This window comes from Imbroritus primus (genome assembly GCF_964332355.1).
Lineage (GTDB): Bacteria > Pseudomonadota > Gammaproteobacteria > Burkholderiales > Burkholderiaceae > Imbroritus > Imbroritus primus.
This window is the reverse complement of record NZ_OZ201293.1, coordinates 71,765-96,947: the sequence shown is the minus strand read 5'-3', so window position 1 is coordinate 96,947 and position 25,183 is coordinate 71,765. Positions and strand designations below refer to the sequence as shown.

Sequence of the window (25,183 nt, the reverse complement as noted above, 5' to 3'; positions counted from 1 at the left end):
TCACACTCCCGCCGGGCGGCGCAGGTGCCAGTCGGTCGCCTGCTGGAACGCATGCGCGACCTGCAGCATGCGCGCTTCGTCGAAATAGTTGCCGATGATCTGCAGGCCCACCGGCATGCCGCCTTCACCAAAGCCGCATGGCACGCTCATGCCGGGCAGGCCGGCGAGGCTGGTCGACAGCGTGAAGATGTCGGCCAGGTACATCTGTACCGGATCGGCGGTCTTCTGGCCAAGCTTCCATGCCACGCTGGGCGACACCGGACCCATGATGAGGTCGCACTGGCCGAAGGCGTTCTGGAAGTCGTTGGCGATGATGCGGCGGATCTTCTGCGCCTGCAGGTAGTAGGCGTCGTAGTAGCCGTGCGACAGCACATAGGCGCCGACCAGGATGCGGCGCTTGACCTCCCAGCCGAAACCTTCGGCCCGGGTCTTCTGGTACATGTCGCGCAGATCCTTGTACTCGGCCGCGCGATGACCATAGCGCACACCGTCGAAGCGCGACAGGTTGGACGACGCCTCCGCCGGGGCGATCAGGTAGTACACCGGGATCGACAGCTCGGTCTTGGGCAGCGTGACATCGACAAGCGTCGCGCCGAGCGTCTCGAGCTGGGCCAGCGCGGCGCGCACGGCATCCGCCACGTCGGCATCGAGGCCGGGGCCAAAGTATTCCTTGGGCAGGCCGATACGCAGGCCCTGCAGCGGCTTTGCGGCAGTCGCGCCGTCGAGCGGCTGGCCGAGATGGCGCGTGAAGTCTTCGTCATCGCGCGACAGGCTGGTGGAGTCGCGCGCATCGTGGCCCGCCATGGCGTTCAGCATGAGCGCGCAGTCGTCGGCGGAGTGCGCCATCGGGCCGGCCTGGTCGAGCGACGAGGCAAAGGCGATCATGCCGTAGCGCGACACACGGCCATAGGTGGGCTTGATGCCGGTGATGCCGGTCAGCGCGGCCGGCTGGCGGATCGAGCCGCCGGTGTCGGTACCGGTTGCCACGGGCGCAAGCCGCGCCGCCACAGCCGCCGCAGAGCCGCCGGAGGAGCCGCCGGGGATGCGCGCCACGTCCCACGGGTTCTGCACCGGACCGAAATGCGAGTTTTCGTTGGAGGAGCCCATGGCGAACTCATCCATATTGGTCTTGCCGAGCGTGACCATGCCTGCAGCCGCGAGGCGCGCCACCACGGCGGCATCGAAGGGGCTGACATAGTCGGCGAGCATGCGCGAACCGGCGGTGGAGCGCCAGCCGCGCGTCACGAACACGTCCTTGTGGGCGACCGGAATGCCGGTCAGGGCGGTCGCGTTGCCGCTCGCCAGCAGGGTATCGGCATCGCGCGCCTGTGCCAGCGTGCGTTCGGCATCGACGTGCACGTAGGCGTTGAGCCCCGCATGCGTCTCGATGCGCTGCAGGTAGTGGCGCGCCAGTTCTTCGCTGGACACGGTGCGCGCCTTGAGCGCGTCTGACAGTTGTCGGAGTGAATCGAAATCCATGACAGTCTCGGTGAAACCACGGCTGGCACACGCCGGCCATGGCTACTGAATCGGTAATACGGGCGACCTGCATGCAAGCCGCATGCGGACAAACAGCGGTGCGGCGCACCCTGCGCCGCACCGCTCACTCCACGACGCGTGGCACCAGATAGAGGCCGTCTTCCACGGCCGGAGCCGCAGCCTGGCAGGCCTCGCGGCGATTCGGCTCGGTCACCGTGTCATCGCGAAGGGGCTGTGCGAGTTCCGCAATCGTGGCGATCGGATGCGCAAGCGGCTCGATGCCTTGCGTATCGACAGCCTGGATCTGCTCGACCAGCGCAAAGAACTGGTTGAGCTGCTGCTGGACCTGGGCCGCCTCGGCCTCGGAAATCTCGATCCGGGCCAGACTGGCCAGCCGGTTCACATCTGAAAGTTCTAGGGACATTGTCGAAAGCCCCGTCGGGCAGGTTGATCGGGCAGGATATGAAGGACATCGCCTGGACGGCCGCGCCCCGACGCCAGAAACCCCGGGACGGCCGCCGGCAGGCCGTCTCGAAACGATCGGGCCGAAGCCGGACTTTTGACAGCGTTTTCAGCGGCTTTTGCCTTCAAAACTGCAAGAATTATAAGGTATCATTGCGCATCGCTTTTCGGGACGGCAGGCTTTTTCCTCCAAGCCGTGGGCTCTCCGATCAGGTTTCCGGCGCGCCCTGTGTCCTGATCAAAGATTCCAGACACCCGTGCGGTCCCCGGCACCACCGGGCTGCCGCACCTTCGCCAACTCCTCCGGAGGCGAACTGGTGAGACCGACCCGCGCTGCGCCAGCCATTCCACGCATGCCGCCCTGCTCGGCCTCCATCAGACGTTTTCGACACATGTAACAGGAACATTTGATGTTCGGCTTCCTCCGTAGCTATTTCTCCAACGACCTCGCCATCGACCTCGGCACCGCCAACACCCTCATCTACGTGCGCGACAAGGGCATCGTCCTCGACGAGCCGTCGGTCGTGGCCATCCGCCAGGAAGGCGGCCCGAACGGCAAGCGCACGCTGCAGGCCGTCGGCAAGGAAGCCAAGCAGATGCTGGGCAAGGTACCGGGCAACATCGACGCCATCCGCCCGATGAAAGACGGCGTGATCGCCGATTTCACGGTCACCGAGCAGATGCTCAAGCAGTTCATCAAGATGGTGCACGACTCGAAGCTGCTGCGCCCGAGCCCGCGCATCATCATCTGCGTGCCATGCGGCTCGACCCAGGTGGAGCGCCGCGCGATCCGCGAATCGGCACTCGGCGCGGGCGCCTCGCAGGTCTACCTGATCGAGGAACCCATGTCGGCCGCCATCGGCGCCGGCCTGCCGGTGTCGGAACCCTCGGGCTCGATGGTGGTCGATATCGGTGGTGGCACGACCGAGGTGGGCATCATCTCGCTCGGCGGCATGGTCTACAAGGGTTCGGTACGCGTGGGCGGCGACAAGTTCGACGAAGCGATCGTCAACTACATCCGCCGCAACTACGGCATGCTGATCGGCGAGCAGACCGCCGAAGCCATCAAGAAGGAAATCGGCTCGGCCTTCCCCGGCTCCGAGGTCAAGGAGATGGAAGTCAAGGGCCGCAACCTGTCGGAAGGGATTCCGCGCGCCTTCACGGTGTCGTCCAACGAAATCCTCGAAGCGCTGACCGAGCCGCTCAACCAGATCGTCTCGGCCATCAAGATCGCGCTCGAGCAGACCCCGCCGGAACTCGGTGCGGACATCGCCGAACGGGGCATGACACTGACCGGCGGCGGTGCGCTGCTGCGCGACCTGGACCGGCTGATCGCCGAGGAAACCGGCCTGCCGGTGCTGGTGGCGGAAGATCCGCTGACCTGCGTGGTACGCGGCTCGGGCATGGCGCTGGAGCGCATGGACAAGCTCGGTAGCATCTTTTCCTACGAATGAGCCCACGGGTGACCGGCTCCCCGCCGCGCGCCCGTACCAACTGCCGCTGCGCGTGAAGGCGCGGCCGCATCGCAATCGAGATCGAGGCCCGTGCACAGCATGGGCCGGTTTTTTTGTCCGGCCAGATGGAATACTCGCCACCACCCCTCTTCAAGCAAGGCATCTCGGCCATCCTGCGGCTGATCATCTTTCTGATGATCGCCCTGGCGCTGCTGGTGGTGGACGCGCGCATGCATACGCTGGGCGTGGTGCGGCAGGCCGTCTCGGTAGTGCTCTATCCGCTCGAGCGCATGGTACTGATTCCGCGCGATGCCTGGCGGACGTCCGCCGAGTACCTGAAATCGTCGGCTACGCTGGTGGCCGATAACCAGGCGCTGCGCGAGCACGCTGCCGAGCAGTCGCAGCAGGCGCTGCACGCCCGCCAGATGGAAGCCGAGAACAAGCGTCTGCGCGCACTATTGGATTTGCAGCAGCAGGCCGCCGTGCCGATGCTGGCCGCGGAAGTCCTGTCGGACGCGCGCGACCCATATTCCGAAAGCCTGATCATCAATCGCGGCAGCCGTGCCGGCGTGGTCGCCGGCTCGCCGGTGGTCGACGATGCGGGCGTAGTCGGGCAGGTCACGCGCGTGATGCCGTTTGAATCGCAGGTGACCCTGGTGACCGACAAGGACCAGGCGATTCCGGTCCAGGTGGTGCGCAACGGTATCCGCAGCATCGCCGTGGGCAGCAGCCGGCGCGGTGCGCTCGAACTGCGCTTCATGCCGGCTGCGGCCGATCTGCAGGAGGGCGACCTGCTGGTGACCTCGGGGCTCGACGGCGTCTATCCGCCCGGCCTGCCGGTGGCGCGCATCAGCCGCATCGAGCGGCGCGCCGACACGGCATTCTCGCGCGTCATCTGCACGCCGGTCGCTGGCGTCAAGGCGCACCGCCATCTACTGATTGTGCAAAAACCGGCGGCGCCGGCCGGAGCCGCGGCCAGCGCGCCCACCGCCGCTGCTGCGTCGGCACCTGCGGTTGCGCCGGCATCGACCCCTGCTGCCCGGGAGAAACGGCGATGAACAATCCCCATTACCTGCTGCGTCCCGTGAATCCGGCGTTCATCGCGCTGAGCTTCCTGCTGGCCTTTCTGTTCAACATGATGCCGTGGGGCCGCCTGCTGTGGATTCCCGACCTGGTGGCACTGACGCTGGTGTTCTGGAACATCCATCAGCCGCGCAAGGTGGGCATGGGCATCGCGTTCGTCCTCGGCCTGCTGATGGACGTGCACGATGCACGCCTGTTGGGCGAGCACGCCATGGCTTATACCCTGCTGGCCTACTTCGCCATTACCATCCACCGCCGCGTGCTGTGGTTTCCGGTCTTCTCGCAGGCGCTGCACATCCTGCCGCTGCTGTTCCTCGCGCACGCGGTCCCGGTGGTGATCCGCCTGGTGATGGGCGCATCGCTGCCCGACTGGACCATCGCCCTCGCGCCGGTCATCGAGACCATGCTCTGGCCGCTCGCTACCGCGCTGCTGCTGGCGCCGCAACGCCGTCCGCAACATGTCGACAAGACCCGCCCGATCTGACCGGCGCCATGCCGTCCGCCCGCAGGGGGACGCATGACCGAGTTCCGCAACGTCGAGCAGGAGCTGAGACGTTTCCGTCTGCGACTGGTGATGGCCTTCCTGTTCGTGCTGTTCTGTTTCGGCCTGCTGCTGGCGCGCTTCATCTGGCTGCAGGTAATCAAGCATGACCAGTATTCGGCACGCGCGGAGAACAACCGCATCTCGGTGCAACCGATCGAGCCGAACCGCGGCATCATCACGGACCGCAACGGCGTGGTGCTCGCACGCAACTATTCGGCCTACACGCTCGAGATCACGCCGTCCAAGCTCGATGCGCCGCTCGATGCCACGCTGGACGCGATCGGCAAGATCATCGAGATCCAGCCGCGCGACCGGCGCCGCTTCCGCCGGCTGATGGAAGAGTCGCGCAGCTTCGAGAGCCTGCCGATCCGCAGCCAGCTGAGCGACATCGAAGTGGCGCGCTTCTCGGCGCAGCAGTACCGCTTCCCCGGCGTGGAAATCCGCGCGCGCCTGTTCCGCCAGTATCCAATGGGCGAGGTGGCTTCGCATGTAATCGGCTACATCGGCCGCATCTCGCAACGCGACAATGAACGCATCGAGGAGATGAGCGAGAAAAACGCGGCGGCTGAAAGCAACTACGATCCGCGCCGCGACGCCAACAACTACCGGGGCACCGAATACATCGGCAAGGTCGGCATCGAGCAGAGCTACGAGACCGAACTGCACGGCCTCACCGGCGTGGAAGAGGTCGAGGTCAGCGCGGGCGGCCGGGCCATCCGTACGCTGTCGACCTCGCAGTCCACGCCCGGCAACAATCTCGTCCTCTCGCTCGACATCAACCTGCAACGCCTCGGCGAACTGCTGTACGGCGAGCGTCGGGGCGCAATGGTGGCGATCGAGCCGGATACCGGCGACATCCTGGCCTTCGTGTCGATGCCCACCTACGATCCGAATATGTTCGTCGAGGGCATCGATACCGCCACCTGGAACGAACTCAACAATTCGACCGACAAGCCTTTGCTGAACCGCCCGCTGCGCGGGGCGTATCCGCCGGGCTCGACGTACAAGCCATTCATGGCGCTGGCCGCGCTCGAGACTGGCCTGCGCACGGCGCAATGGGGCATGCACGATCCCGGCAGCTTCACGCTTGGCAACCATACGTTCCGCGACGACAAACCCGGCGGGCACGGCTGGGTGGACATGCACAAGTCCATCGTCGAGTCGTGCGACACCTACTACTACGTACTGGCGCGCGACATGGGCGTGGACCGCATGGCGGAGTTCATGAAACCACTCGGGTTCGGCCAGATCACCGGCATCGACATCGAAGGCGAACGCAGCGGCATCCTGCCGTCCACGGAATGGAAGCGCAAGGCGTACCGCAAGCCAGCACAGCAGCGCTGGTACGAAGGCGAGACGATATCGCTGGGCATCGGACAGGGCTACAACAGCTTCACGATCCTCCAGCTGGCGCATGCCACTGGCATCCTGGCGAATGGCGGCATCGTCATGAAGCCGCACCTGGTCAAGGCCATCGAGGATGCCGTGACCAAGCAGCGCCGCCTGACGGTCCCTAAGGAAAGCTACCGCATTCCCTACAAGCCGGAGCATATCGAGGTGATCAAGCGCGCCATGGTTGCAGTCAACCAGAGCGGTACCTCGGCGCGGGCGTTTGCTGGCGCCCCGTACGTGGCGGCGGGCAAGACCGGCACGGCGCAGACCTATTCGCTCTCCAAGGGCGAGGTCTATCGCCACCATGCGCTCGACGAGCACAAGCGCGACCACGCGCTGTACATGGCATTCGCCCCGGCCGACAAACCGCGCATCGCACTGGCCCTGATCGTCGAGAATGCCGGTTTCGGCGGGCAGCACGCCGCACCGATTGCGCGCAAGATGTTCGACTACTACCTGACAGGCAAGTGGCCGCAGGAGCTCGCGCAGAGCGCGCCGCCCGCGGCCCCGCTGGCGCCGGTGGATACGCCAAGCGTGTTCGTGACCGGCAAGACCGCGACCATCGCCAGCTCGACGACGCTGCCCCCCGCCGAAGGCGATGCTGCCTCGACGCCGCCTGCCATCGCGGATGCACCAGCCAGCGCCCCGCAGGCGCTGAGCGATTACGTCAGGCAGGCGCTGTCGGCCAAGCCGCCGCACGCCGTGCCGCCCGCCGCGGCGCCGGCTACGTCATCCGCCCGCGCGCCGCGCAGCAGTACGTCACGATAATAAGCCGGGATTCCCCATGGACAAACACCGTCTCGCCACGCTCGTCAAATCCTGGTTCACCGGTTTCGACAAACCGCTGGCGCTGGTCGTGTTCCTGCTGTTCGGCATGGGCATCGTTGCGCTGTATTCGGCAAGCATCGACATGCCGGGCCGGCTCGAGGACCAGTTGCGCAACATCCTGTTGTCATTCGCCGTGATGTGGCTCATCGCCAACCTGCCGACGCAGACGCTGATGCGCGTGGCTGTCCCGCTCTATACGGTGGGTGTGGCACTGCTGATCGCGGTCGCCATGTTCGGCCTGATCCGCAAGGGCGCGCGGCGCTGGCTCAATGTGGGCATCGTGGTGCAGCCGTCGGAGATCCTGAAGATCGCCGTGCCCCTGACACTGGCCTGGTACTTCCAGATGCGCGAAGGCGTGATCCGCTGGTTCGACTACCTGGTCGCCGCGGTACTGCTGGCCGTTCCGGTCGGACTGATCGCCAAGCAGCCGGATCTCGGCACGGCGCTGCTGGTGCTGGCCGCCGGACTGTACATCATCTACTTCGCCGGCCTGTCGTGGCGCCTCATCATCCCGGTGATCAGTCTCGTGGGCGTGGCCGCCATCCTGCTGATCTCGTTCCAGACGCAGCTATGCGCCCCTGGGGTGGACTGGCCCGTCCTGCACGGTTACCAGCAGCATCGCGTGTGCACGCTCCTTGATCCGACCAGCGACCCCCTCGGCAAGGGCTTCCACACGATCCAGTCGATCATTGCCATCGGCTCGGGCGGGCTGACGGGCAAGGGCTGGCTGCAGGGCACGCAGACGCACCTCGAGTTCATTCCCGAAAAACACACCGACTTCATCTTCGCCGTATTTTCGGAAGAGTTCGGGCTGCTGGGCAACTGCGTGCTGCTTCTGCTCTACGCACTGCTGGTACTGCGCGGCTTCTATATCGCCGCGCAGGCGCCGTCACTGTTTTCGCGCCTGCTGGCGGGTTCGATCACCATGATTTTCTTTACCTATGCCTTCGTCAACATGGGCATGGTGAGCGGCATCCTGCCAGTGGTGGGCGTGCCGTTGCCGCTGCTCAGCTATGGCGGTACGGCCCTGGTCACGCTCGGCATGGGAATCGGCATCCTCATGAATATTTCGCGGCAGAAACGGTTCGTGCAATCCTAGCCGGCCGGGCTGCCCGGGCTTGGGGCGCATCAGCAGCCGGCCTGCTCCGGACGGCTGCCGCGCAGCACGCGGCGCGGTGCAACGGGCCGACCCATGACATCGAGCACGATGGCAACCCAACGCTCCATCGCCGGCAGCAGGACCTGCATCAGCCAGTGGCGCACCACCGGAGGGCATGCCTCGCCCGAGAACATCAGGCGCAGCTCGCAGCGCTCGTGCTCGTCTTCGGGCATCAGGTAGGCCTCGAGGCCATGCTCCGAGACCAGATAGTGCGCGGCGATGTCCGAACAGAAACACACCTGGTCGGAATCCTGCAGCAGCTGCCCGAGACTGGACCATGACTCCAGTGACAGACGCCCCTCACCGGTACCGCGCGGCGCTGTGCCTTCGATGCCGATCCAGCGGCAGTCGTATGCAGCCGCCAGCGTCGGGGTCTCGCCGAGCACCGGATGCCCCCGCCGCGCCACCAGCCAGCGCCGGGTGAAGCGCGCGATGACGTGCTGCTCGCTGTCCCACGGCACAGTCTCGCGGTGATCGACGATCATCAACGCGGCCGCGCCCTGGGTGTCGTAGAGCCGCTGCATCTCTTCCCAGGTCGGCAGGACATGGCGCACCACCAGGTCCATCGGCAGGGTTTCACCCTGCAGTCGCGTCAACATCGTCAGCAGGTACTCGGGACAGGCGATCTCCAGGTCCGGCATGGCGACACCCGGCGCGGTCGCGCGCATGTCGCCGAGCACGCCATCCCATAGCCGCAGGATCTCGCGCACGCGCGGCGCAAGCTGGTGGGCAGACTCCGTCGGCACAAGCCCCCGCCCGGTCGAACGGAATAGTTCGCAATCGAACATCTGCGCAAGGCGTGCAATGCTGGTGGAAACCGTGGAGGTCGTGACCTTGAGCTCGGCAGCTACGCGCGACATCTTGCCACTGGCATAGACTGCCATGAAGAAACGCAGCACCGACAATGAGATGCGGTCGGACCGCAGCGCATCCGGCGTGCCCCTGCGGCCGTTGGAAGCACCGGCCGCAGCGCCATACAGATAGGCGCGGTCGCGCGACTGGCGAACACCGCGCACCGGCTGTCCGGTACCGCGCCTGCTGTGCAGGCCCGGGAAGATCGGTACGACATTCTCGGCGGATACGACGGTGAAGCTGCGATGCGAATCCTGCGTGCGCGGGGCATGCGGTTCGGGCGACAGCGGTAGGTACGCTTGCGCTTGTTTCAACACGATCTCCTTGGATCTGGGCAAGGATCGCGCCCTGTCGCCACGCACGAATACGGAAGGCACGCCGTTCAGAGACAAGCAACATGCGGCGTGGCAGGCCCGGGAGCGCCCTGTGGCCCCTGCGGGACGGTCTGCTGACACAGCAGCGGGATCGCAATCACTTAAACAGCATTGAAATCGGTATGAGACACTTTTTTACCGCAAGCAGGCCCGGAATATCCGAAGTTATGCTGCCATGGCCGATGGCGTCAGCAGGCAGCATCGCAATCCCGATCCCCTCACGGCAATTGACAATTGTTTAGTTGCCCCCCGCTGCACATCCCCCTACGATGAACCGGCGTTACCGGCCTGCGCCGGTAGCGCGCACCGGTCCGGACGCCACGTATCGAGCCCCGACTCATGTCTCGATTCCCGTCTCGATTCACGTCCCGGCTCGAGCCCCGATACCGGTCCCTTCGCTCCCGATCGGAGCCTGGAGCGCGCGGGGCGTCCGGCGCCTGGCACGTCCGGATCCGCTCTGGTCATCTCCATCCCAGGTGCGCCCGCTGATGAGTTCGTCACATGTGCCGTCCGGGCTGCCGCCGGGCCGCTCTCCACCGCCGGTCCGCCTCTGCCTCCAAGGTCAGCTCACGCTACTGCGCGGCGATACGGCACTGCAACTGCCATATGCGCGCGCCTATGGTCTGCTGATCATGTTGACGCTCAGTCTCACGCCGCTGAGCCGAGGCGTACTCGTGCAGACACTGTGGCCTGGCGTCCCCGAGCCCGAGGGACGCGCCCGCCTGCGGCACGCGCTCTTCACGCTCGACCGCCTGCTGCGGCCAACACGGGTCGAGCGCATCCATCAGCAACTGCAGTTGCCGCGTCGCGCGCTGCGATGCGATCTGTGGGAGACCGCGCAGCATTGCGAGCGCATCGAGACGGCTGACCCGCACAGCCTGAAGATCGCCGATGCGGAGGCGCTGGCCGGAGTGTGGCGCGCACCGCTGGCTGGCACGTTTGCGCTTGCCGATGCTCCGGCATTCCAGCAATGGCTCACTGAACAACGCGAGTTCTGGGCGCGGCGCATTCGTCAGGCATACCAGCGCGTGACGGCCGAGCTGGCGCTGCGGGGCCACGCGGTCGACGGCGGCAAGACGCACGCACGCACACCCGCGACGTCTCACTCGGGCGGCGGCATGTTCGCGGAGCGACGCTGGATCGCCTGCATCATGGCCCTGGCCCGCGAACCGGATACCGAATCCAGCCATCGTACGCGTGCAGTCACCACGCTTGGGGAAGCGCTGCTCAAGAACACACCGGCCGTGCTGCAGCATCCGCATCCCGGATCGTTGCTGGCCATCTTCGGCCTGCTGCCCGACCCCGTCGATCCTTGTACCCAGGCACGCCTGTGGGCGAACCTGCTCGCCAAGCGCTATCACGCCGCACATGTCCCGGCGGCGATCGGCGTACATAGCGGATGGCATCTGAGCGGCTGGCCGGAACACCCGATCGATCCGACCGGCGCGATCACGCGCCGCGCCTTCGAGACCGCCGCAGGCGCCGCGACGGCTGGCGTCGTTGTCGCCCCGTCTGCCGGACTGCCGCCGCGTCACGACGAAGCTGGCGATCATGTCCGGCAGATCGATGCACTCGAACCGCCAATGCGGCGTGCCGTCGCCTGCCTGGCCATCTATCGCGGCAGTTTTTCGCGGAGCGATGCACTGGCGGTATGCCATGGGCTCATGAAGGACGCCGGCCGCGTTCCGCTGCCGCTGGCGGCCGCCGGCATCCTGGTCTCGGCAGGGCGCGGCCGCTGGAATTTCGCCGGGCCCATGCTGCGTTATCTGGCCGGCTTGCGGCTACCGCTGCCACAAGCCGTTCGCCTGCACCGCATCGTCGCCTTGCGCTGCCGTGAGCAGGACCGCCATGTGGAGGCTGCATGGCATTTCGCACGCGGCGCACAGCCCGGGCACGCGGCTGCAGCCTGGCATGCCGCAGCGGAACAGGCGCTGATGGCGGGCCGTGTGGTGCGCGCGCATTATTGCTACCAGCGTGCCGCACGCGCCATGATGCAGGCCGAACGTCTTGCCGCCGGCCTGCGCTCGCAGATCCCCCTCGGCCTCGCAGCGGCGGCACGCCTATTGCGGGGCCAGCGCGACGATCATCAGGGCGGCCCAGCCGTGCAACTGCTCGGCCAGCTCAAGCACTCCGGCACACCGGTCCCCATGCAGGTGCGCCACATGTTGTGGACCCTGCGTCTCCTCGCACGTGGACCGCTCGCAGCACGCGCCCTGGGTACGCACCTCATGCGCAACGCCAGCGTCGCACCGTGGCGTGCGGTTGCACACGCGTGCCGTGCGGTCGAATCGCTGCTGCGCGGCCGCTATCGCCAGTGCATCTCGGCGGCCAACGAAACCGAGAAGTGGGCGCGCCTGGCGATCGGGCGCGACGCGGCGCCCACCCCGGGCGTCGACATGGTTTCCATCGCCCGTGCGGCGCAGGCGTGGGCGCAGGACATGAGCGACACGGCGTATCCCACAGCGGCCGGCATCGCGCCGCTTTATCCGCCCCCAGAGCACACAGCGGGCATGGTGTGGTACTGCCGTGCCATGTGCGCGCAGTATCGCGGCGAAGCAGCCGAGGCGCGGCGATGCGCCGCGCAACTGCTGGCCCACGCCGAACGCACGGGGCTGCAGGGATTTGCGGTGATTGCACGGGTGGTCGTCCACACCCTGAGCGGGCCGCTCAGGCCAGGCGCGACGGCGGCCAGCCAGCTGGCGGATGCACTCGAAGCCGTCCGCCAGGCTAGCACGCTGGCGTTGAGCCAGGTGCCGCTGATCGCCGGGTTGGCTGGCGAGGTTTGTCTGCATCTCGGCGCGCTCGCGCCGCTGCAGAGTTGTGTGCAACGCGGCCTGCGCGCCGCGCGCCGCACCCATGTCAGGCTGGGCCTGACTCGACTGCTCTGGCTGCAGGCGCGGATCTGCGAATTACGCGGCGAACCCGGCCGCGCCGCGCAATGGCAGGAACGCGCCTGTCACGCCACGCGCTTCCTGCGCGAGGCGCCATATCACCGTGCCGTCATGCCGCATCACCACCGGATGACAACCGGGAAAGGACCGGAATCATCATCGGAATAACAGCCTGTTACCCATTTTTCATGACAGACGGCGGAACCCCGTTAGAATTGAGTCTTTCCAGACTGGTTGTCTTATGTCACAGAAGAAAACGGCACGCTTTGAACTGAAAAGCGGAACCGTGGATGCCTTGTTGTTCTCGGTGCGCACCACGGACATGGCGGCCATGCGCGAAGAGCTGACGCAGCGCTTTGCGGCGACGCCCGAATTCTTTTCCAACGACATCGTCGCCATCGACGTGCGTCCCCTCGAGGACGGCGAAACCGTGGCGCTGGATGAGGTCGCTGACCTGTTGCGCAGCCTGCAGGCCCACCCGGTCGGCGTCGTGGCCCGGCCGGAGCAGCAGGCCTGGGCAGGCCAGGGCGGGCTGCCGGTGGTCGAGAGCCAGTCGCGCCGCCCGGCCCGCAAGGAGACGTCCGCCTCCGCGGCTCCCGCTGCTGCCGCGCCCGCGGCATCCGCACCGCCACCGCCCGCGCCGCTCATCTCGGCCGGCACCATGCTGATCGACAAGCCGCTACGCTCGGGCCAGCAGATCTATGCCAAGGGCGATCTGGTGATTCTCGACCTGGTGAGCTATGGCGCCGAAGTCATGGCCGAAGGTAACATCTACGTCTATGCACCGCTGCGCGGCCGCGCCCTGGCCGGCGTGCGCGGCAATACCGAGGCGCGCATCTTCTGCACCTGCCTCGAACCCGAGCTGATTTCGATCGCCGGGATCTACCGCACGTCCGAACAGCCTTTTCCGGACACACTGCTCGGCAAGCCCGTGCAGATCCGGCTGGCGGACGACAAGCTGATTCTCGAACCACTTCGCATGAAGTAATCTGAAACCCATTTTTCTGGAACGCGCAGATGGCAAAAGTTATCGTTGTGACATCGGGTAAAGGTGGCGTCGGCAAGACGACCACCAGTGCAAGTTTCGCGGCCGGCCTCGCATTGCGTGGCCACAAGACCGCAGTGATCGACTTTGACGTCGGCCTGCGCAATCTCGACCTGATCATGGGATGCGAGCGCCGCGTGGTGTATGACCTGATCAACGTGATCCAGGGCGAGGCGAACCTGCACCAGGCCCTGATCAAGGACAAGAAGTGCGAGAACCTGTTCATCCTGCCGGCCTCACAGACGCGCGACAAGGAAGCGCTGACGCAGGAAGGCGTGGAAAAGGTCATCAATGACCTGATGGCCATGGACTTCGAGTACATCATCTGCGACTCCCCCGCCGGTATCGAATCGGGGGCGCTGATGGCCATGCACTTCGCCGACGAGGCGCTGATCGTCACCAATCCGGAGGTCTCGTCGGTACGTGACTCGGACCGCATCCTCGGCATGCTGTCGTCCAAGACCAAGCGCGCCATCGAAGGCAAGGAGCCGATCCGCGAGCACCTGCTGATTACCCGCTACAACCCCAAGCGCGTGCAGGAAGGCGAGATGCTCTCGCTGGAAGACATCCAGGAAATCCTGCGCATCAAGCTCATCGGCGTGGTGCCCGAATCGGAGTCGGTGCTGCACGCCTCCAACCAGGGCATTCCCGCCATCCACATGGACGGCTCCGACGTGGCGAATGCCTACCGCGACATCATCGACCGCTTCATGGGCGAAGACCGCCCGATGCGCTTCATCGACTACCAGAAGCCCGGCCTGCTCCAGCGGCTGTTCGGCGCCAAATAAGGGAGGACATCATGTCGATTCTGTCTTTCCTGCTCGGCGAAAAGAAGAAGTCCGCCAGCGTCGCCAAGGAGCGCCTGCAGATCATCCTGGCGCATGAGCGCACGGGCGGCGCCTCGCCGGCCGACTACCTGCCGGCGCTGCAGCGCGAGCTGGTGGCGGTGATTTCGAAGTACGTGCATATTGGCGACGATGACATCAAGGTCAGTCTCGAACGCCAGGACAACCTCGAAGTGCTCGAGGTGAAGATCGAGATCCCGCAGGGCTGACGGCAACAGCGGACAACAGTGCGTCGCCGCCCGGTATCCGGCGCGCGACGCATGTCGGCGCGGTCTAGCGACCGCGATACTGCGGCGGCGTTTTCTCGCGCGCGCTGCGCATGCCTTCCTGCCGGTCCTCGCTGGCCATGATTGCCTCCACCACGCGCAACGCATGGCTGGCATGGCCCATCGGCCCCTTCGGCAGGACCTCACCCGCGAACTGCTTGAGCATGTCCAGCACCAGCGGGGCGTTTTGCGCCAGCCGGCGGGCATACACCATGGCCGCTTCCACATGCTCCCCCTGCGGCACGACCTTGTTGACCAGCCCGACCTGGTAGGCGCGCTGGACGTCGATATCCTCACCGAGCAGCATCAACTCCATGGCAACCTTGTGCGGAATGCGCGCCGCCAGCGGTGCGATCATGCCGCCGGCAAAGCCGAGCTTGGCCTCGGGATAGCCAAAACGCGCATTCTCCGACGCCACGCACAGATCGCACATCTGCAGCAACGTGAGTCCGCCGCCCAGGCACCAGCCACCCACCGCCGCAACGATCGGCTTGCGGACCTCGATATCGAAGCCAGGCGTGAAACGGCGGTAATCGGGCGCTGCATCGTAGTTCAGATCCTTGCCCACCGAGAAGGCTCGGTTGCCGGCACCCGTGAACACCGCCACCAGATCGTCGCTCTCGTTCAGGCGTCGCCACGCCGCGGCCAGTCCCAGCTCGACCGCCTCGTTGATAGCGTTCAGCCGGTCCGGCCGGTTGATGGTGATGAGGGCAATCCGGTCCTGCGATTCATAGGTCACCGCGTCGCTCATGTTCTGTCTCCTGTTTGCTGGGTTGCATGGTCCGGCCTGCCGCACACCTGTGCGAGCTGGCTCTTGAGTACCTTGCCGTTCGCCGCAAGCGGCAACGCGGGCACGATCACGATTTCGGCCGGGCGCTTGTAGGGCGACAGCAGGCCCGCCACGTGCGCGGCCAGCGCGGGCGCATCGGCGCTGCCGGCCGCCGCCAGTTCGACATAGGCCACCACCTCTTCATTACCGGGCACGCTGCGGCCCACCACTGCGCTGTGCAACACGGCGGGATGCGTATTGAGAGCGGCCTCGACTTCGAGCGGATACACATTGAAGCCGGAACGCACGATCACGTCCTTGGTACGGCCCACGATCAACATGCGGCCGTCGGGCAGGCTGCGCGCAAGGTCCTGCGTGTTGAACCAGCCCTCGGCATCGACCACGCGGCGTGTCTGCTCGGGATTGCGGAAGTAGCCAGCCATCAGGTTGGGACCGCGCATCCATAGCTCGCCTACCTCGCCGTCGCCCACCGTCTGGCCGGCACTGTCGCGCAGGCAGGTCTCCACGCCGGGCAAGGGCGGTCCGACATTGTCATCAGTATTGGCGTCATCGAAACGCGTCCAGCAGATCGACGCTGCCTCGGTCAATCCGTAGCCGTTCTGGAGCTCGCAACCGAACAGCGCCTCGGCATCGGCCTTGATCGTGGCATCAATGGGCGCGCCACCCGAGCCGACGAAACGGACGTCCGGAAAGCAACGCATGCCGGCACTCCTCCCGCTCGCGCTTCCGCCAGCCTCCGTCGCAGCCTGCTGCCGGCAATACGCCGCGATGCTGGCGAACATCGCGGGCGCGCCCTGGATGCAGGTGATGCGCTGCGCGGTCAGCGTCGCTACGCAGCGCGCCGCGTCGAACCGCGCTACCAGATGCAGCGCCGCACCGTTGTGCAGGGCGCCGAGCATGACCGAGGCATGCCCCATCACATGCGTTGCCGGCAGCACCCCATAGACGCGGTCGCGCGGCGACAGGTGACGCAGCGCGCGCATCATGGCAGCGATGAAGATCAGATTGCTGTGCGTGAGCATTACGCCCTTGGGCTGGCCGGTGGTGCCCGTGGTGTAGATGATGATGGCGATGTCATCCGGCATGGGGCCAGTATCATCAGATGTCGCTGCCGATACGGCGTTTGATGGTACCGCCACGCTAAAGTCGCCCAGCGCCGTATTGTGCTGCGGGTCCGCCCCGAGGACCTCGGCATGGCGGCGCGCTTCCGCCGATGCACCGATCACGAAGACCTTGCGCGGCAGGCTGTGTGCGAGGATACCGGCAATCTCGGCCGGCATGCGCCGCACGTTCTCGACCACGGCGCATACGCCGCACTGGCTTGCCGCCAGCAGCATCACCGTCAGCGCCACGCTGTTTTCACCGATCACCATGATGCGTTCGCCCGGGGCGAGGCCTTCCGCCCTCAGCTGACCGGCCACGGCGTAGATGGCGTCGGCCAACGCGCCGTAGCTCAGCGCGCGCGTGTCGTCGCTCACCGCCGGTGCATGCGGCTGCCACTGGGCCCACTGCAGCACGCGGTCAGCCGTGCGCTCGCCCGGTGTGCTCACGGGCAGGAACGGCCTGTGCGCCGCCACGCGCTCAAGCATTGACATCGACCACCACGCGGCCCTTGATCTCACCGCGTAGCAGCGCGCCGGCCGTGTCGATGGCGGCCTCGAGCGGAATCAACTCGGCCACCTGGCCGATCAGTTCGCGCATGTCGCGCGCCAGGATGGCCCACGCCTGCTCGCGCAAAGCCCGGGGCGCATAGACGCTGTCCACGCCGAGCAGGCTCACGCCGCGCAGGATGAAGGGCGCGACGGTCGCCGGAAAATCGAGGCCCTGCGCCAGGCCGCACGCCGCCACGGCACCACCGTAGCGCGTGCTGGCGCAGGCATTGACGAGCGTGTGGCTGCCCACACTGTCGACCACGCCGGCCCAACGCTCCCTGGCGAGCGGCTTGCCGGGCTCGGACAGCGTTGCGCGGTCGATTACCTCGCTCGCGCCGAGGCGCTTGAGGCGTTCGGCTTCGGCCATGCGGCCGGTCGATGCCACGACGGTATAGCCGCGCTGCTTGAGAATGCCGATGGCGAAACTACCGACACCGCCATTGGCGCCCGTCACGAGAATCTCGCCCTGCTGCGGCGTGAGGCCATGCCGTTCCAGCGCCATCACGCACAGCATGGCGGTATAGCCAGCAGTACCGACCGACATGGCCTGCAGGGAAGTCAGCGGCTCCGGCAAGGGCAACAGCCAGTCGCCGGAGACGCGGGCGCGCTGGGCCAATCCGCCCCAATGCGTCTCACCCACGCCAAAGCCGTTCAGCAGCACCCGGTCTCCCGGACGGAAAGACACATGCGTGCTTTGTTCCACCGTGCCCGCCAGATCGATGCCGGGCACCATTGGAAACTTGCGCACCACCGGCGCCTTGCCGGTGATGGCCAGCGCGTCCTTGTAATTGAGCGTGGAATGCTCCACGCGTACCGTCACATCGCCTTCCGGCAGTTGCGCTTCATCCAGTGTCTGGATGGACGCACGGCTTTTGCCGTCGACCTGCTCGACAACCAGGGCCCTGAACATGCTGTCTCCGTCCTGTGGTGAAAAATGTGGGAAAGCGCCGGCTTACTCCAGCGCCTCGAGCGCGGCCAGCACCCGCGCGGTGACGAGATCGCTGACCCGCACTTCGGAATCGGCGGTCACGCCGCCGATATGCGGCGTGAGCAGAAGATTGGGCACATCCGCGAGCACCGACCCGGGACCGAGCGGCTCGGTCTCGAACACGTCGAGCGCGGCGCCATGCAGGCGGCCGGCACGCAAGGCTGCTGCCAAAGCGGCTTCGTCAACCGTGCCGCCCCGTGCGGCATTGATGAGCACGGCATCGGCCCTCATGCAGGCGAGACGCTGCGCATCGAGCAGGTGGTGCGTCTGCGGCAGCAGCGGCATATGCAGCGTGACCACGTCGCTGACCGCCAGCAGTTCCTCAAGCGGCAGCAACGCACAATCATGTTCGCGCAAGGCGGGGGCATCAGCTGCGAGCATAGGATCGTAGGCCACCACGCGCATATCCATGCGGCGCGCCAGCGCGGCGGTAACCTGACCGATGGAGCCGAAGCCGACCACGCCGAGCGTACGGCCGAAGATCTCGCGCCCACCGCCCAGCGCCGCACGCGGCCAGGTACCGGCGGCCACCTCGGCGCTGGCGCCGTAGGCGCCGCGCAGCAGCATCATGGCGGTGGTCATCACATACTCCGCCACCGAGCGCGCGTTCGCCCCGATCGCGGGAATCACTTCGATGCCCCGTGCGCGGCAGACATCCATGTCGATGTTGTCGAGGCCCACGCCCTGGCGGCCTACCACGCGGCAGCGCGTCATGGCGTCGAGCAACGCACCGCGCAGCTGGGTGCGGTTGCGGATGATGATGCAATCGGCATCGCGTGCCGCCGCGATGAGCGGCTCGGGCTGGTTAACCAGCGCCGGATCGTAGTGCACCGTGTGCCGCGCCTGCAGCTGCGCCAGGGGGCCGGGCAGCAGCGCTTCCGGGATCACGATCTTCACGGGGACATTCCTCCTGAATCAGACTGACGTCGGCACCACATGGTGTCGATTATAAGAATCCCGGCATCAGGGAATATTGCAAATTTCTATAACTGAGTATCATCTCTGCTAATACTCAATGTTCTGCGAGGCCCGGCATGATGATCCGTTCGTTGCGCGCGTTTCTTGCCCTCTACCGTTACGGCACCGTAGTGGCGGCCGCGGAACAGGTCCATCTGTCGCAGGCCGCGGTCAGCGTGCAAATGAAATCGCTGGAGCGCGAGCTCGGCGTCGACCTGTTCATCCGTACCAAGCGCTCCATCAAACTCACGCCTGCTGGGCATCGCCTCGTGCCGTTGGCCGAGCACATGGTGGCCACCTATCAGGAGATGTGTGCGCTCGATGGCAGCCGCACGGTCTCGGGCGTGCTCTCGCTCGGTGTCATCAATAGCGCCTTGAGCGGTGTCCTGCCATGCCTGCTGCGGCGCATCTCGCTCGAACATCCGCAGCTCGAAGTGAAGATCATCGCCGGCATCTCGGGCGACCTGGTGGCCCAGGTCGATGCCGGCGTGCTGGATGCGGCAATCGTCACGCAGCCGCCGGAAAATTTCTCCACCGGCCTGATCGCCCGCCATCTCTACACCGAGCCTTTCGTTGTCATCGGCCATAGCAGCATGCGGCAGATGGATGTGCCGACGATCCTGCAAGCCGCGCCCTATGTGCGTTTCGACCGCAGCACCTGGGCCGGCATGCGGATCGAGCAGTACATTCTCGAGCAAGGCCTGCAGGTCCGGCCCGGCGTGGAACTGAATTCGCTCGACGCCATCACCGTGATGGTCAGCGAGGGCCTGGGCGTATCGATCGTGCCGCTGATCCGGCGCGCTTCGTGGCACCGCAAGCCCACGCTGCACATCGCGCCGCTGCCGAACTTCAACCGCCCGGTGTCGCTCATCGAGCGGCCGGCGCATGCCCGCAGCGCCTTGACCGCCACGCTGCTGACCTCGTTCGAACAGCTGGCGCCCGAACCCGGCATCTTCTAGCACCAGTTGCCCGGCACTCACTTGCCCATCTGGCCAAATGCCTCCATGGCGCGCAACGAGTACACATAGGCCGCACCCGCATTGAGCGCGATGGCAGTGCCGAGCGCATCGCTGACTTCCGCTTCCGTTGCGCCAGCCTGCCGTGCGGCACTGGCATGCGAGGCAATACAGCCATCGCAGCGTGTGGTGACGGCCACCGCGATCGCGATCAGTTCGCGCGTCTTGGCATCGAGCGCACCGTTACTGCCCTGTGCGGCATTGAGGCCGCGAAAGGCCGTCAGCATCTTGGGATTGGCTTCGCCAAACGGCGCAGCAGCCGCACGCGTGTTGTTGAGTTGATCCACCCAGTTGTTCAGCATGTCGTTTTCCTTTTCTCTTGGTCAGTGTCAGTCTCAGGCCGCAGGCCGCTTGTACTGCAGCAGGCCGCCGGTGCCGCGCGGCGGACGCGCGCGGATGGCTTCTTCCACCGGATCGCATCCCCAGCCCGGCCGGTCCGGAATGATCAGATGGCCGTCGCGGTACTCCGGCGCATGGGTGAACAGTTCGTCCTCCCACGCCAGGTGGTCGATGTCGGTTTCCATGATGCGCAGGTTGGGCACGGCGGCAGCGAAGTGCGCGTTCATGAAGGTGCACAGGTGGCCGTAGAAATTGTGCGGCGCGATGTTCACCTCGAAGGCATCGGCCATGGCGGCGATCTTCATCGACTGCCACACGCCATTCCACACCGTATCGACGATCGCCACATCCATCGCGCTCTGCTGGAAGTACGGCAGAAAGCTGCCCAGGCCGATGAGCGTTTCGCACGAGCTGATCGGATGACGGCTGTGGTTGCGCACGTAGGCCAACCCCTGGGCGCTCGGCGTGTCGATCTCGACCCAGAACAGGTCGTGATCCTCGAGTGCACGCAGCAATTTCAGATAGCCTTCGGGCCGCGCGTTGAAGTTGAAGTCGATGAGGATGTCCATGTCCGGACCGGCGCCATCGCGCAGCGCCTCGAGATGATCGCGGATGTTGCGGATCAGGCGCCGGTCGATGTTGCGCTCTGGCTGGAACGGCACGGCAAAGCCCGAGCGCCAGGCGTAGGCATCGCCTTCGTCATGGATGAACATATTGGTCTTGAGCGCGGTGAAGCCACGTTCGCGCGCCTCGGCCGCCGTGGCTGCCACGCCCTGCAGATCAGTCACTGCCGGCGGATAGAACTTGGGATGGTTGATCCGCCAGGTGGGACAGTGCGACCAGTACACGCGCACGGAATCGCGCATCTTGCCGCCGAGGAGGTCATAGCACGGCACATTGCGTGCCTTGGCCTTGGCATCGAGCAGCGCGTTCTCGATGGCGCCGATGCTTTCGCCGATCACACTGCCCGGCGCGGGCCGCGTCAGGCAACTCAGTTCGGTGAAGATGCGCTCATGATCGTTGATCGACTGGCCGACCACGCGCTTACCCATCTGTTCGATGATGGCGGTTACGCCGGGCGAACCAAAGCCTTCATCGTATTCGCTCCAGCCCACCACGCCACCGTCGGTACTGATCTTGACGAAGTAGTAGTTGCGCCATCCGGCATCGCATGCCAGGGTTTCGACTGCGGTAACTTTCACAATGTCTCCGGAAAAGAATGGATGCTCAGTCGAGGCTGATGTTCAGCGGCTTGATGACGGCTTCCCAGCGCTTCATCTCGGCGTTCACATACGTGCCGAACTCCTTCGGCGTGCTGCCGACCGGCGTGGCGCCAAGCGTGTCGAGACGCTTGCGCACCTCGGGCGACTGCAGCATCTTGGCAACCTCGGCGCTGAGTTTTTCCACGATCTGCGGCGGCGTGCCGGTTGGCGCAAAAATGCCGTACCACGAGGTCACGTCAAAACCCGGGACCGTTTCGGAGATGGCCGGCAGATCCGGCGCCAGCGAGGAGCGCTTGGCCGTGGTGACCGCCACGCCGGTGAGGCGCTTGTCCTGGATGAACGGCAAGGCCTCGTTGGCGATGACCATCTGCGCCTGCCCGCCCATCACGTCCTGCATGGCGGCGGCGCCACCCTTGTAGGGCACGTTGACGATCTTCGCGCCTGTCATGCTCTTGAGCATTTCGCACGACATGTAGGTGCTGGTACCGACGCCCGTGGTCGCACAGCTCACCTTCTCCGGATTGGCTTTGGCGTAGGCGATGATGTCCGCCATCGTGCGCGCCTGGAAGTTGTTGTTGATGGCCAGGTAGTTGGGCACCGCCACGAGCTGGGAAACCGGAATCAGCTCCTTGGTGATGTCGTACATCGGCTTCTTGTAGAAGTAATGGTTCAGCGCATTGGCGATGCTGCCCACCAGGAAGGTGTAGCCGTCTGGCGCGGCGCGCGCCACCATCTGCGAACCGATCATGCTGCCCGCGCCCGGCTTGTTCTCGACGATCACGGTCTGGCCCAGCGAGGTGGTCAGGTGCTGCGCCACCAGGCGCCCTAGCGCATCCGTATTGCCGCCCGGCGGGAACGGCACCACCAGCTTGATCGGCTTGTCCGGCCAGGCCGCCATGGCACCCAGCGACGCCCCGGCAAGCACAGTCGCCAATCCGGTAGCCAACATTACGCGCGCAATTTTCCTGAACGTCTTCATGCATGTCTCCTCTGTGTTATATGGGCAGTCGATACGGGAGTTGCTCCCCCGGGCGCGGGCGTGTTTTTTCAGGACGCGCTGCCGGAGCCGATGGGATGTTTCAGATAACCATCGCGCGTCTGCGGCAGCTTGTGGCCGAGCAGCTTGCTGGCAATCTGGTTGCGCAGCACCTGCCCGGTGCCGCCAGAAATCGTGAACATGCGGGCGTCGCGCAGCATCCGCTCGAGCGGCAACGCGCGGCCGTAACCGACTGCACCGTGGATCTGCAGTGCATCGCTGGTGACCTTGAGGGCCATGTCGGACGCCAGCACCTTGGCCTGCGCGGCCGCGAGAATGTCGGGAAACTCCGTGCCGCTGAGCGCCGCCTTGTAGATCAGGGCCCGCGCCGCTTCCAGCTGCACCGACATGTCGGCCAGCATCCACTGGATGCCCTGGAACTCGGCGATCGGCCGGCCGAACTGTTCGCGCTTCAGGGCATAGTCGCGCGCCAGTTCATAAGCGCCCTGCGCCACGCCAAGCGCCACGGTCGCCGCGCCGACGCGCTGCGCGTTGTAGGCATTCATCAGCCCCGCAAAACCGCGCTCCGGGCCACCGGGCGGCGACACCATCATCGAGCTGTGCACTTCGACGTTGTCGAAGGTGATGTGTCCTTCTGGCACGCCGCGGATGCCCATGGCATACAGGCGCTTGATGGTCATGCCCGGCACGTCCGGCCCGACCACGATGAAGCCGGCGATGCCGCGGTCCACACCGTCATCCATCACGCGGGCGAACACCAGATGCAGGCGCGATACGCCACCCCCGGTGATCCAGTGCTTTTCGCCATTCAAGCGCCAATGGTCGCCATGACGCGTCGCGGTGGTGCGCAGGTCGGTGGCCGAACTGCCGGCGCCCGGCTCGGTGATGCAGATCGCGGGCTTGTCGCCATCCAGCACCAGGCGCGCGCCCAGCTGCTTTTGCTCTTCCGTGCCGTATTTCATGATGGCGCCGATGGCGCCCATGTTGGATTCGACCGCGATGCGGCCCGATGCGGCGCAGACCTGCGAGAACGCCTCGATGACCAGCACGGCCTCCAGGCAGCTCGCACCCTTGCCGCCGTAGGCCTGGGGAATCGTCATGCCCATGAAGCCGGCGTCGCGCATCGCGCCAACCACTTCCCATGGATACTGTTCGGTGCGATCCGTTTCTGCCGCGCGCGGGGCCATCACGGCCGCAGCCATCTCGCGCGCCTTGCGCTGCCATTCGAGTTGCGTAGAGGTGAACTGGAACATATGCGTACCTTGTCTAGTGATCTAGTGAGCGTGAAATCCGTTGCCGGCCGCGAGCGCGTTCAGGATGTCCTCGGTGTGCTCGCCCAGGCGTGGTGGCGGGCGGCGATAGGAGGGCGCGGTGCGGCTCATGTGGATGGGGTTGCCGATCAGTTCGACCTTGCCGTCGGCGTAGCCCGGCGCAGGCATGGCCACGCGCATGCCGCGGGCGAGTACCTGCGGGTCGTTAAACACATCGGCAATGGTGTTGATCGGACCACCCGGAATACCGAGGCGCTCGAGCTGTTCGGTCCAGTAGGCGCGCGGCTGGCGCACGGTCAGCGCCTTGAGCTGCGGCACGAGTTCGGTGCGGTTCTGCACGCGCATGCGGTTGGTGGCGTAGCGCGCATCCTCGGCCAGTTCTGGCACGCCGGCCAGGCTGCAGAAGCGCGCGAACTGCGCATCGTTGCCGACCGCCAGGATGAAGTAGCCGTCGCTGGCCGGAAAGACTTCGTACGGCACGATGTTGGGATGGCCGTTGCCAAGGCGTGGCGGGGCTTCGCCGGCGGTCAGGTAGTGCGTGCCGGCATTCGCCAGCCACGCGACCTGCGCATCGAGCAGCGCCACGTCGATGTGCTGGCCTTCGCCATGCTGATCGCGATGGCGCAGCGCCGCCAGGATGCCAACCGTGGCATACATGCCGGTCATGAGGTCAGTGATGCCGACCGCAACCTTCTGCGGTTCGCCGTCGGGCGTGCCGGTCAGGCTCATGATGCCGCCCATGCCCTGCGCGAGAAAATCGTAGCCGGGCCGCGAGGCGTACGGGCCAGTCTGGCCAAAACCAGTAATCGAGCAATATACGAGGCGCGGATAGCGTTCGTGCAGTTGCGCGTAGGACAAACCATGGCGCGCGAGGTCGCCGACCTTGAAGTTCTCCACCAGCACATCGGCATCGGCCAGCAGCGCGTGGATCACGGCCTGCCCCTCGGGACTGGTCAGGTCAACGGCAATCGAACGCTTGTTGCGGTTGGCACAGGCATAGTAGGCGCTCTCGGCGAGTTCGCGGCCTTCATCGTCGCGCAGATAGGGCGGCCCCCATTTGCGGGTGTCGTCACCGGCACCGGGCCGCTCGACCTTGATGACATCGGCGCCGAGATCCGCCAGCAATTGCGTGCAGCTCGGGCCCGCCAGGATGCGCGAGAGATCGAGCACGCGGATGCCATCGAGACTGCCGGGCGATAGATGATGAGCCGTTGACACTGTCGACCTCCTCGCTGGTGATGACCTGCGTCATCAGAAGTGTGGAGGTCATTATGGA

At 65.7% G+C, this 25,183-nt stretch carries 22 protein-coding genes; 10 read left to right on the top strand and 12 right to left on the bottom strand.

The features are described 5' to 3' along the window. Together gatA and gatC are read right to left on the bottom strand one after the other, a co-directional pair. The gene (gatA, locus tag ACQ3C8_RS00400; protein WP_428852056.1) at positions 1-1,479 is read right to left on the bottom strand and encodes an Asp-tRNA(Asn)/Glu-tRNA(Gln) amidotransferase subunit GatA; all 1,479 of its coding nucleotides are present in this window, start codon (positions 1,477-1,479) and stop codon (positions 1-3) included. Positions 1,480-1,603: 124 nt separating this feature from the next. After that, a complete protein-coding gene (gatC, locus tag ACQ3C8_RS00395) occupies positions 1,604-1,903 on the bottom strand; it encodes an Asp-tRNA(Asn)/Glu-tRNA(Gln) amidotransferase subunit GatC (protein ID WP_009520819.1) in 300 nt (99 codons plus the stop codon). A 448-nt stretch (positions 1,904-2,351) separates the two neighbouring features. On the opposite strand from gatC, the gene ACQ3C8_RS00390 reads away from it, so the two are divergent. From ACQ3C8_RS00390 to rodA, 5 genes are all read left to right on the top strand, one after another. Beyond that, positions 2,352-3,395: a rod shape-determining protein gene (locus ACQ3C8_RS00390; RefSeq protein ID WP_009520818.1), complete on the top strand. Its 1,044-nt coding sequence runs from the start codon at positions 2,352-2,354 to the stop codon at positions 3,393-3,395. 125 nt (positions 3,396-3,520) lie between these two features. Beyond that, positions 3,521-4,453 carry a rod shape-determining protein MreC gene (mreC, locus tag ACQ3C8_RS00385; RefSeq protein WP_009520817.1) on the top strand — a complete coding sequence of 311 codons (933 nt, stop codon included), beginning with the start codon at positions 3,521-3,523 and terminating at the stop codon, positions 4,451-4,453. Further along, entirely contained in the window at positions 4,450-4,962 is a 513-nt protein-coding gene (gene mreD, locus ACQ3C8_RS00380; protein WP_428852055.1) for a rod shape-determining protein MreD, read from the top strand. Before mreC ends, mreD begins: the two co-directional genes overlap by 4 nt. Positions 4,963-4,995: 33 nt before the next feature. Next, positions 4,996-7,182 (top strand): penicillin-binding protein 2, encoded by a 2,187-nt coding sequence (mrdA, locus tag ACQ3C8_RS00375; protein ID WP_428852054.1) that lies wholly within the window; start codon positions 4,996-4,998, stop codon positions 7,180-7,182. Positions 7,183-7,198: 16 nt separating this feature from the next. Continuing rightward, positions 7,199-8,341 carry a rod shape-determining protein RodA gene (gene rodA, locus ACQ3C8_RS00370; protein WP_009520814.1) on the top strand — a complete coding sequence of 381 codons (1,143 nt, stop codon included), beginning with the start codon at positions 7,199-7,201 and terminating at the stop codon, positions 8,339-8,341. A gap of 29 nt (positions 8,342-8,370) precedes the next feature. On the opposite strand, the gene ACQ3C8_RS00365 is transcribed toward rodA, so the two are convergent. Then, positions 8,371-9,567, bottom strand: coding sequence for a LysR family transcriptional regulator (locus tag ACQ3C8_RS00365; RefSeq protein WP_428852053.1), 1,197 nt, complete (start codon positions 9,565-9,567; stop codon positions 8,371-8,373). A 548-nt stretch (positions 9,568-10,115) separates the two neighbouring features. Here ACQ3C8_RS00365 and ACQ3C8_RS00360 point away from each other — a divergent pair. From ACQ3C8_RS00360 to minE, 4 genes are all read left to right on the top strand, one after another. Next, positions 10,116-12,686 carry a hypothetical protein gene (locus ACQ3C8_RS00360; protein WP_428852052.1) on the top strand — a complete coding sequence of 857 codons (2,571 nt, stop codon included), beginning with the start codon at positions 10,116-10,118 and terminating at the stop codon, positions 12,684-12,686. Positions 12,687-12,759: 73 nt separating this feature from the next. Further along, positions 12,760-13,506 (top strand): septum site-determining protein MinC, encoded by a 747-nt coding sequence (gene minC / locus ACQ3C8_RS00355; RefSeq protein ID WP_428852051.1) that lies wholly within the window; start codon positions 12,760-12,762, stop codon positions 13,504-13,506. Between the two features lie 29 nt (positions 13,507-13,535). Then, entirely contained in the window at positions 13,536-14,351 is an 816-nt protein-coding gene (gene minD, locus ACQ3C8_RS00350; protein ID WP_009520810.1) for a septum site-determining protein MinD, read from the top strand. Between the two features lie 11 nt (positions 14,352-14,362). Further along, positions 14,363-14,617: a cell division topological specificity factor MinE gene (minE, locus tag ACQ3C8_RS00345; protein WP_428852050.1), complete on the top strand. Its 255-nt coding sequence runs from the start codon at positions 14,363-14,365 to the stop codon at positions 14,615-14,617. 64 nt (positions 14,618-14,681) lie between these two features. Here the strand turns inward: minE and ACQ3C8_RS00340 are convergent, their stop codons facing one another. From ACQ3C8_RS00340 to ACQ3C8_RS00325, 4 genes are read right to left on the bottom strand one after another with little or no spacing between them, the layout of a single operon-like run. Further along, positions 14,682-15,425 (bottom strand): enoyl-CoA hydratase/isomerase family protein, encoded by a 744-nt coding sequence (locus ACQ3C8_RS00340; RefSeq protein ID WP_009520808.1) that lies wholly within the window; start codon positions 15,423-15,425, stop codon positions 14,682-14,684. Continuing rightward, on the bottom strand, positions 15,422-17,059 hold the full coding sequence (locus tag ACQ3C8_RS00335; protein WP_428852049.1) for a class I adenylate-forming enzyme family protein: 1,638 nt from the start codon (positions 17,057-17,059) through the stop codon (positions 15,422-15,424). The genes ACQ3C8_RS00340 and ACQ3C8_RS00335 overlap by 4 nt, the downstream gene beginning before the upstream one ends. Next, complete coding sequence (locus ACQ3C8_RS00330) at positions 17,046-18,026, bottom strand: MDR family oxidoreductase (protein WP_009520806.1); 981 nt, start codon at positions 18,024-18,026, stop codon at positions 17,046-17,048. The genes ACQ3C8_RS00335 and ACQ3C8_RS00330 overlap by 14 nt, the downstream gene beginning before the upstream one ends. A gap of 42 nt (positions 18,027-18,068) precedes the next feature. After that, complete coding sequence (locus ACQ3C8_RS00325; RefSeq protein ID WP_009520805.1) at positions 18,069-19,001, bottom strand: NAD(P)-dependent oxidoreductase; 933 nt, start codon at positions 18,999-19,001, stop codon at positions 18,069-18,071. A gap of 137 nt (positions 19,002-19,138) precedes the next feature. Between ACQ3C8_RS00325 and ACQ3C8_RS00320 the strand changes: the two genes are divergently transcribed. Beyond that, complete coding sequence (locus ACQ3C8_RS00320; RefSeq protein WP_428852048.1) at positions 19,139-20,020, top strand: LysR family transcriptional regulator; 882 nt, start codon at positions 19,139-19,141, stop codon at positions 20,018-20,020. Positions 20,021-20,037: 17 nt separating this feature from the next. Here ACQ3C8_RS00320 and ACQ3C8_RS00315 read toward each other — a convergent pair whose 3' ends face one another. The 5 genes from ACQ3C8_RS00315 to ACQ3C8_RS00295 form a co-directional block, all read right to left on the bottom strand. After that, entirely contained in the window at positions 20,038-20,379 is a 342-nt protein-coding gene (locus tag ACQ3C8_RS00315) for a carboxymuconolactone decarboxylase family protein (protein WP_009520803.1), read from the bottom strand. A 33-nt stretch (positions 20,380-20,412) separates the two neighbouring features. Next, positions 20,413-21,618, bottom strand: a complete 1,206-nt coding sequence (locus tag ACQ3C8_RS00310; protein ID WP_428852047.1) for a mandelate racemase/muconate lactonizing enzyme family protein — start codon at positions 21,616-21,618, stop codon at positions 20,413-20,415. A 25-nt stretch (positions 21,619-21,643) separates the two neighbouring features. Then, entirely contained in the window at positions 21,644-22,618 is a 975-nt protein-coding gene (locus ACQ3C8_RS00305) for a tripartite tricarboxylate transporter substrate binding protein (protein WP_428852046.1), read from the bottom strand. A 68-nt stretch (positions 22,619-22,686) separates the two neighbouring features. After that, positions 22,687-23,889, bottom strand: coding sequence for a 3-sulfinopropanoyl-CoA desulfinase (gene acdA, locus ACQ3C8_RS00300; RefSeq protein ID WP_428852045.1), 1,203 nt, complete (start codon positions 23,887-23,889; stop codon positions 22,687-22,689). 21 nt (positions 23,890-23,910) lie between these two features. Then, on the bottom strand, positions 23,911-25,125 hold the full coding sequence (locus ACQ3C8_RS00295) for a CaiB/BaiF CoA transferase family protein (protein WP_428852044.1): 1,215 nt from the start codon (positions 25,123-25,125) through the stop codon (positions 23,911-23,913). Positions 25,126-25,183 lie beyond the last annotated feature (58 nt).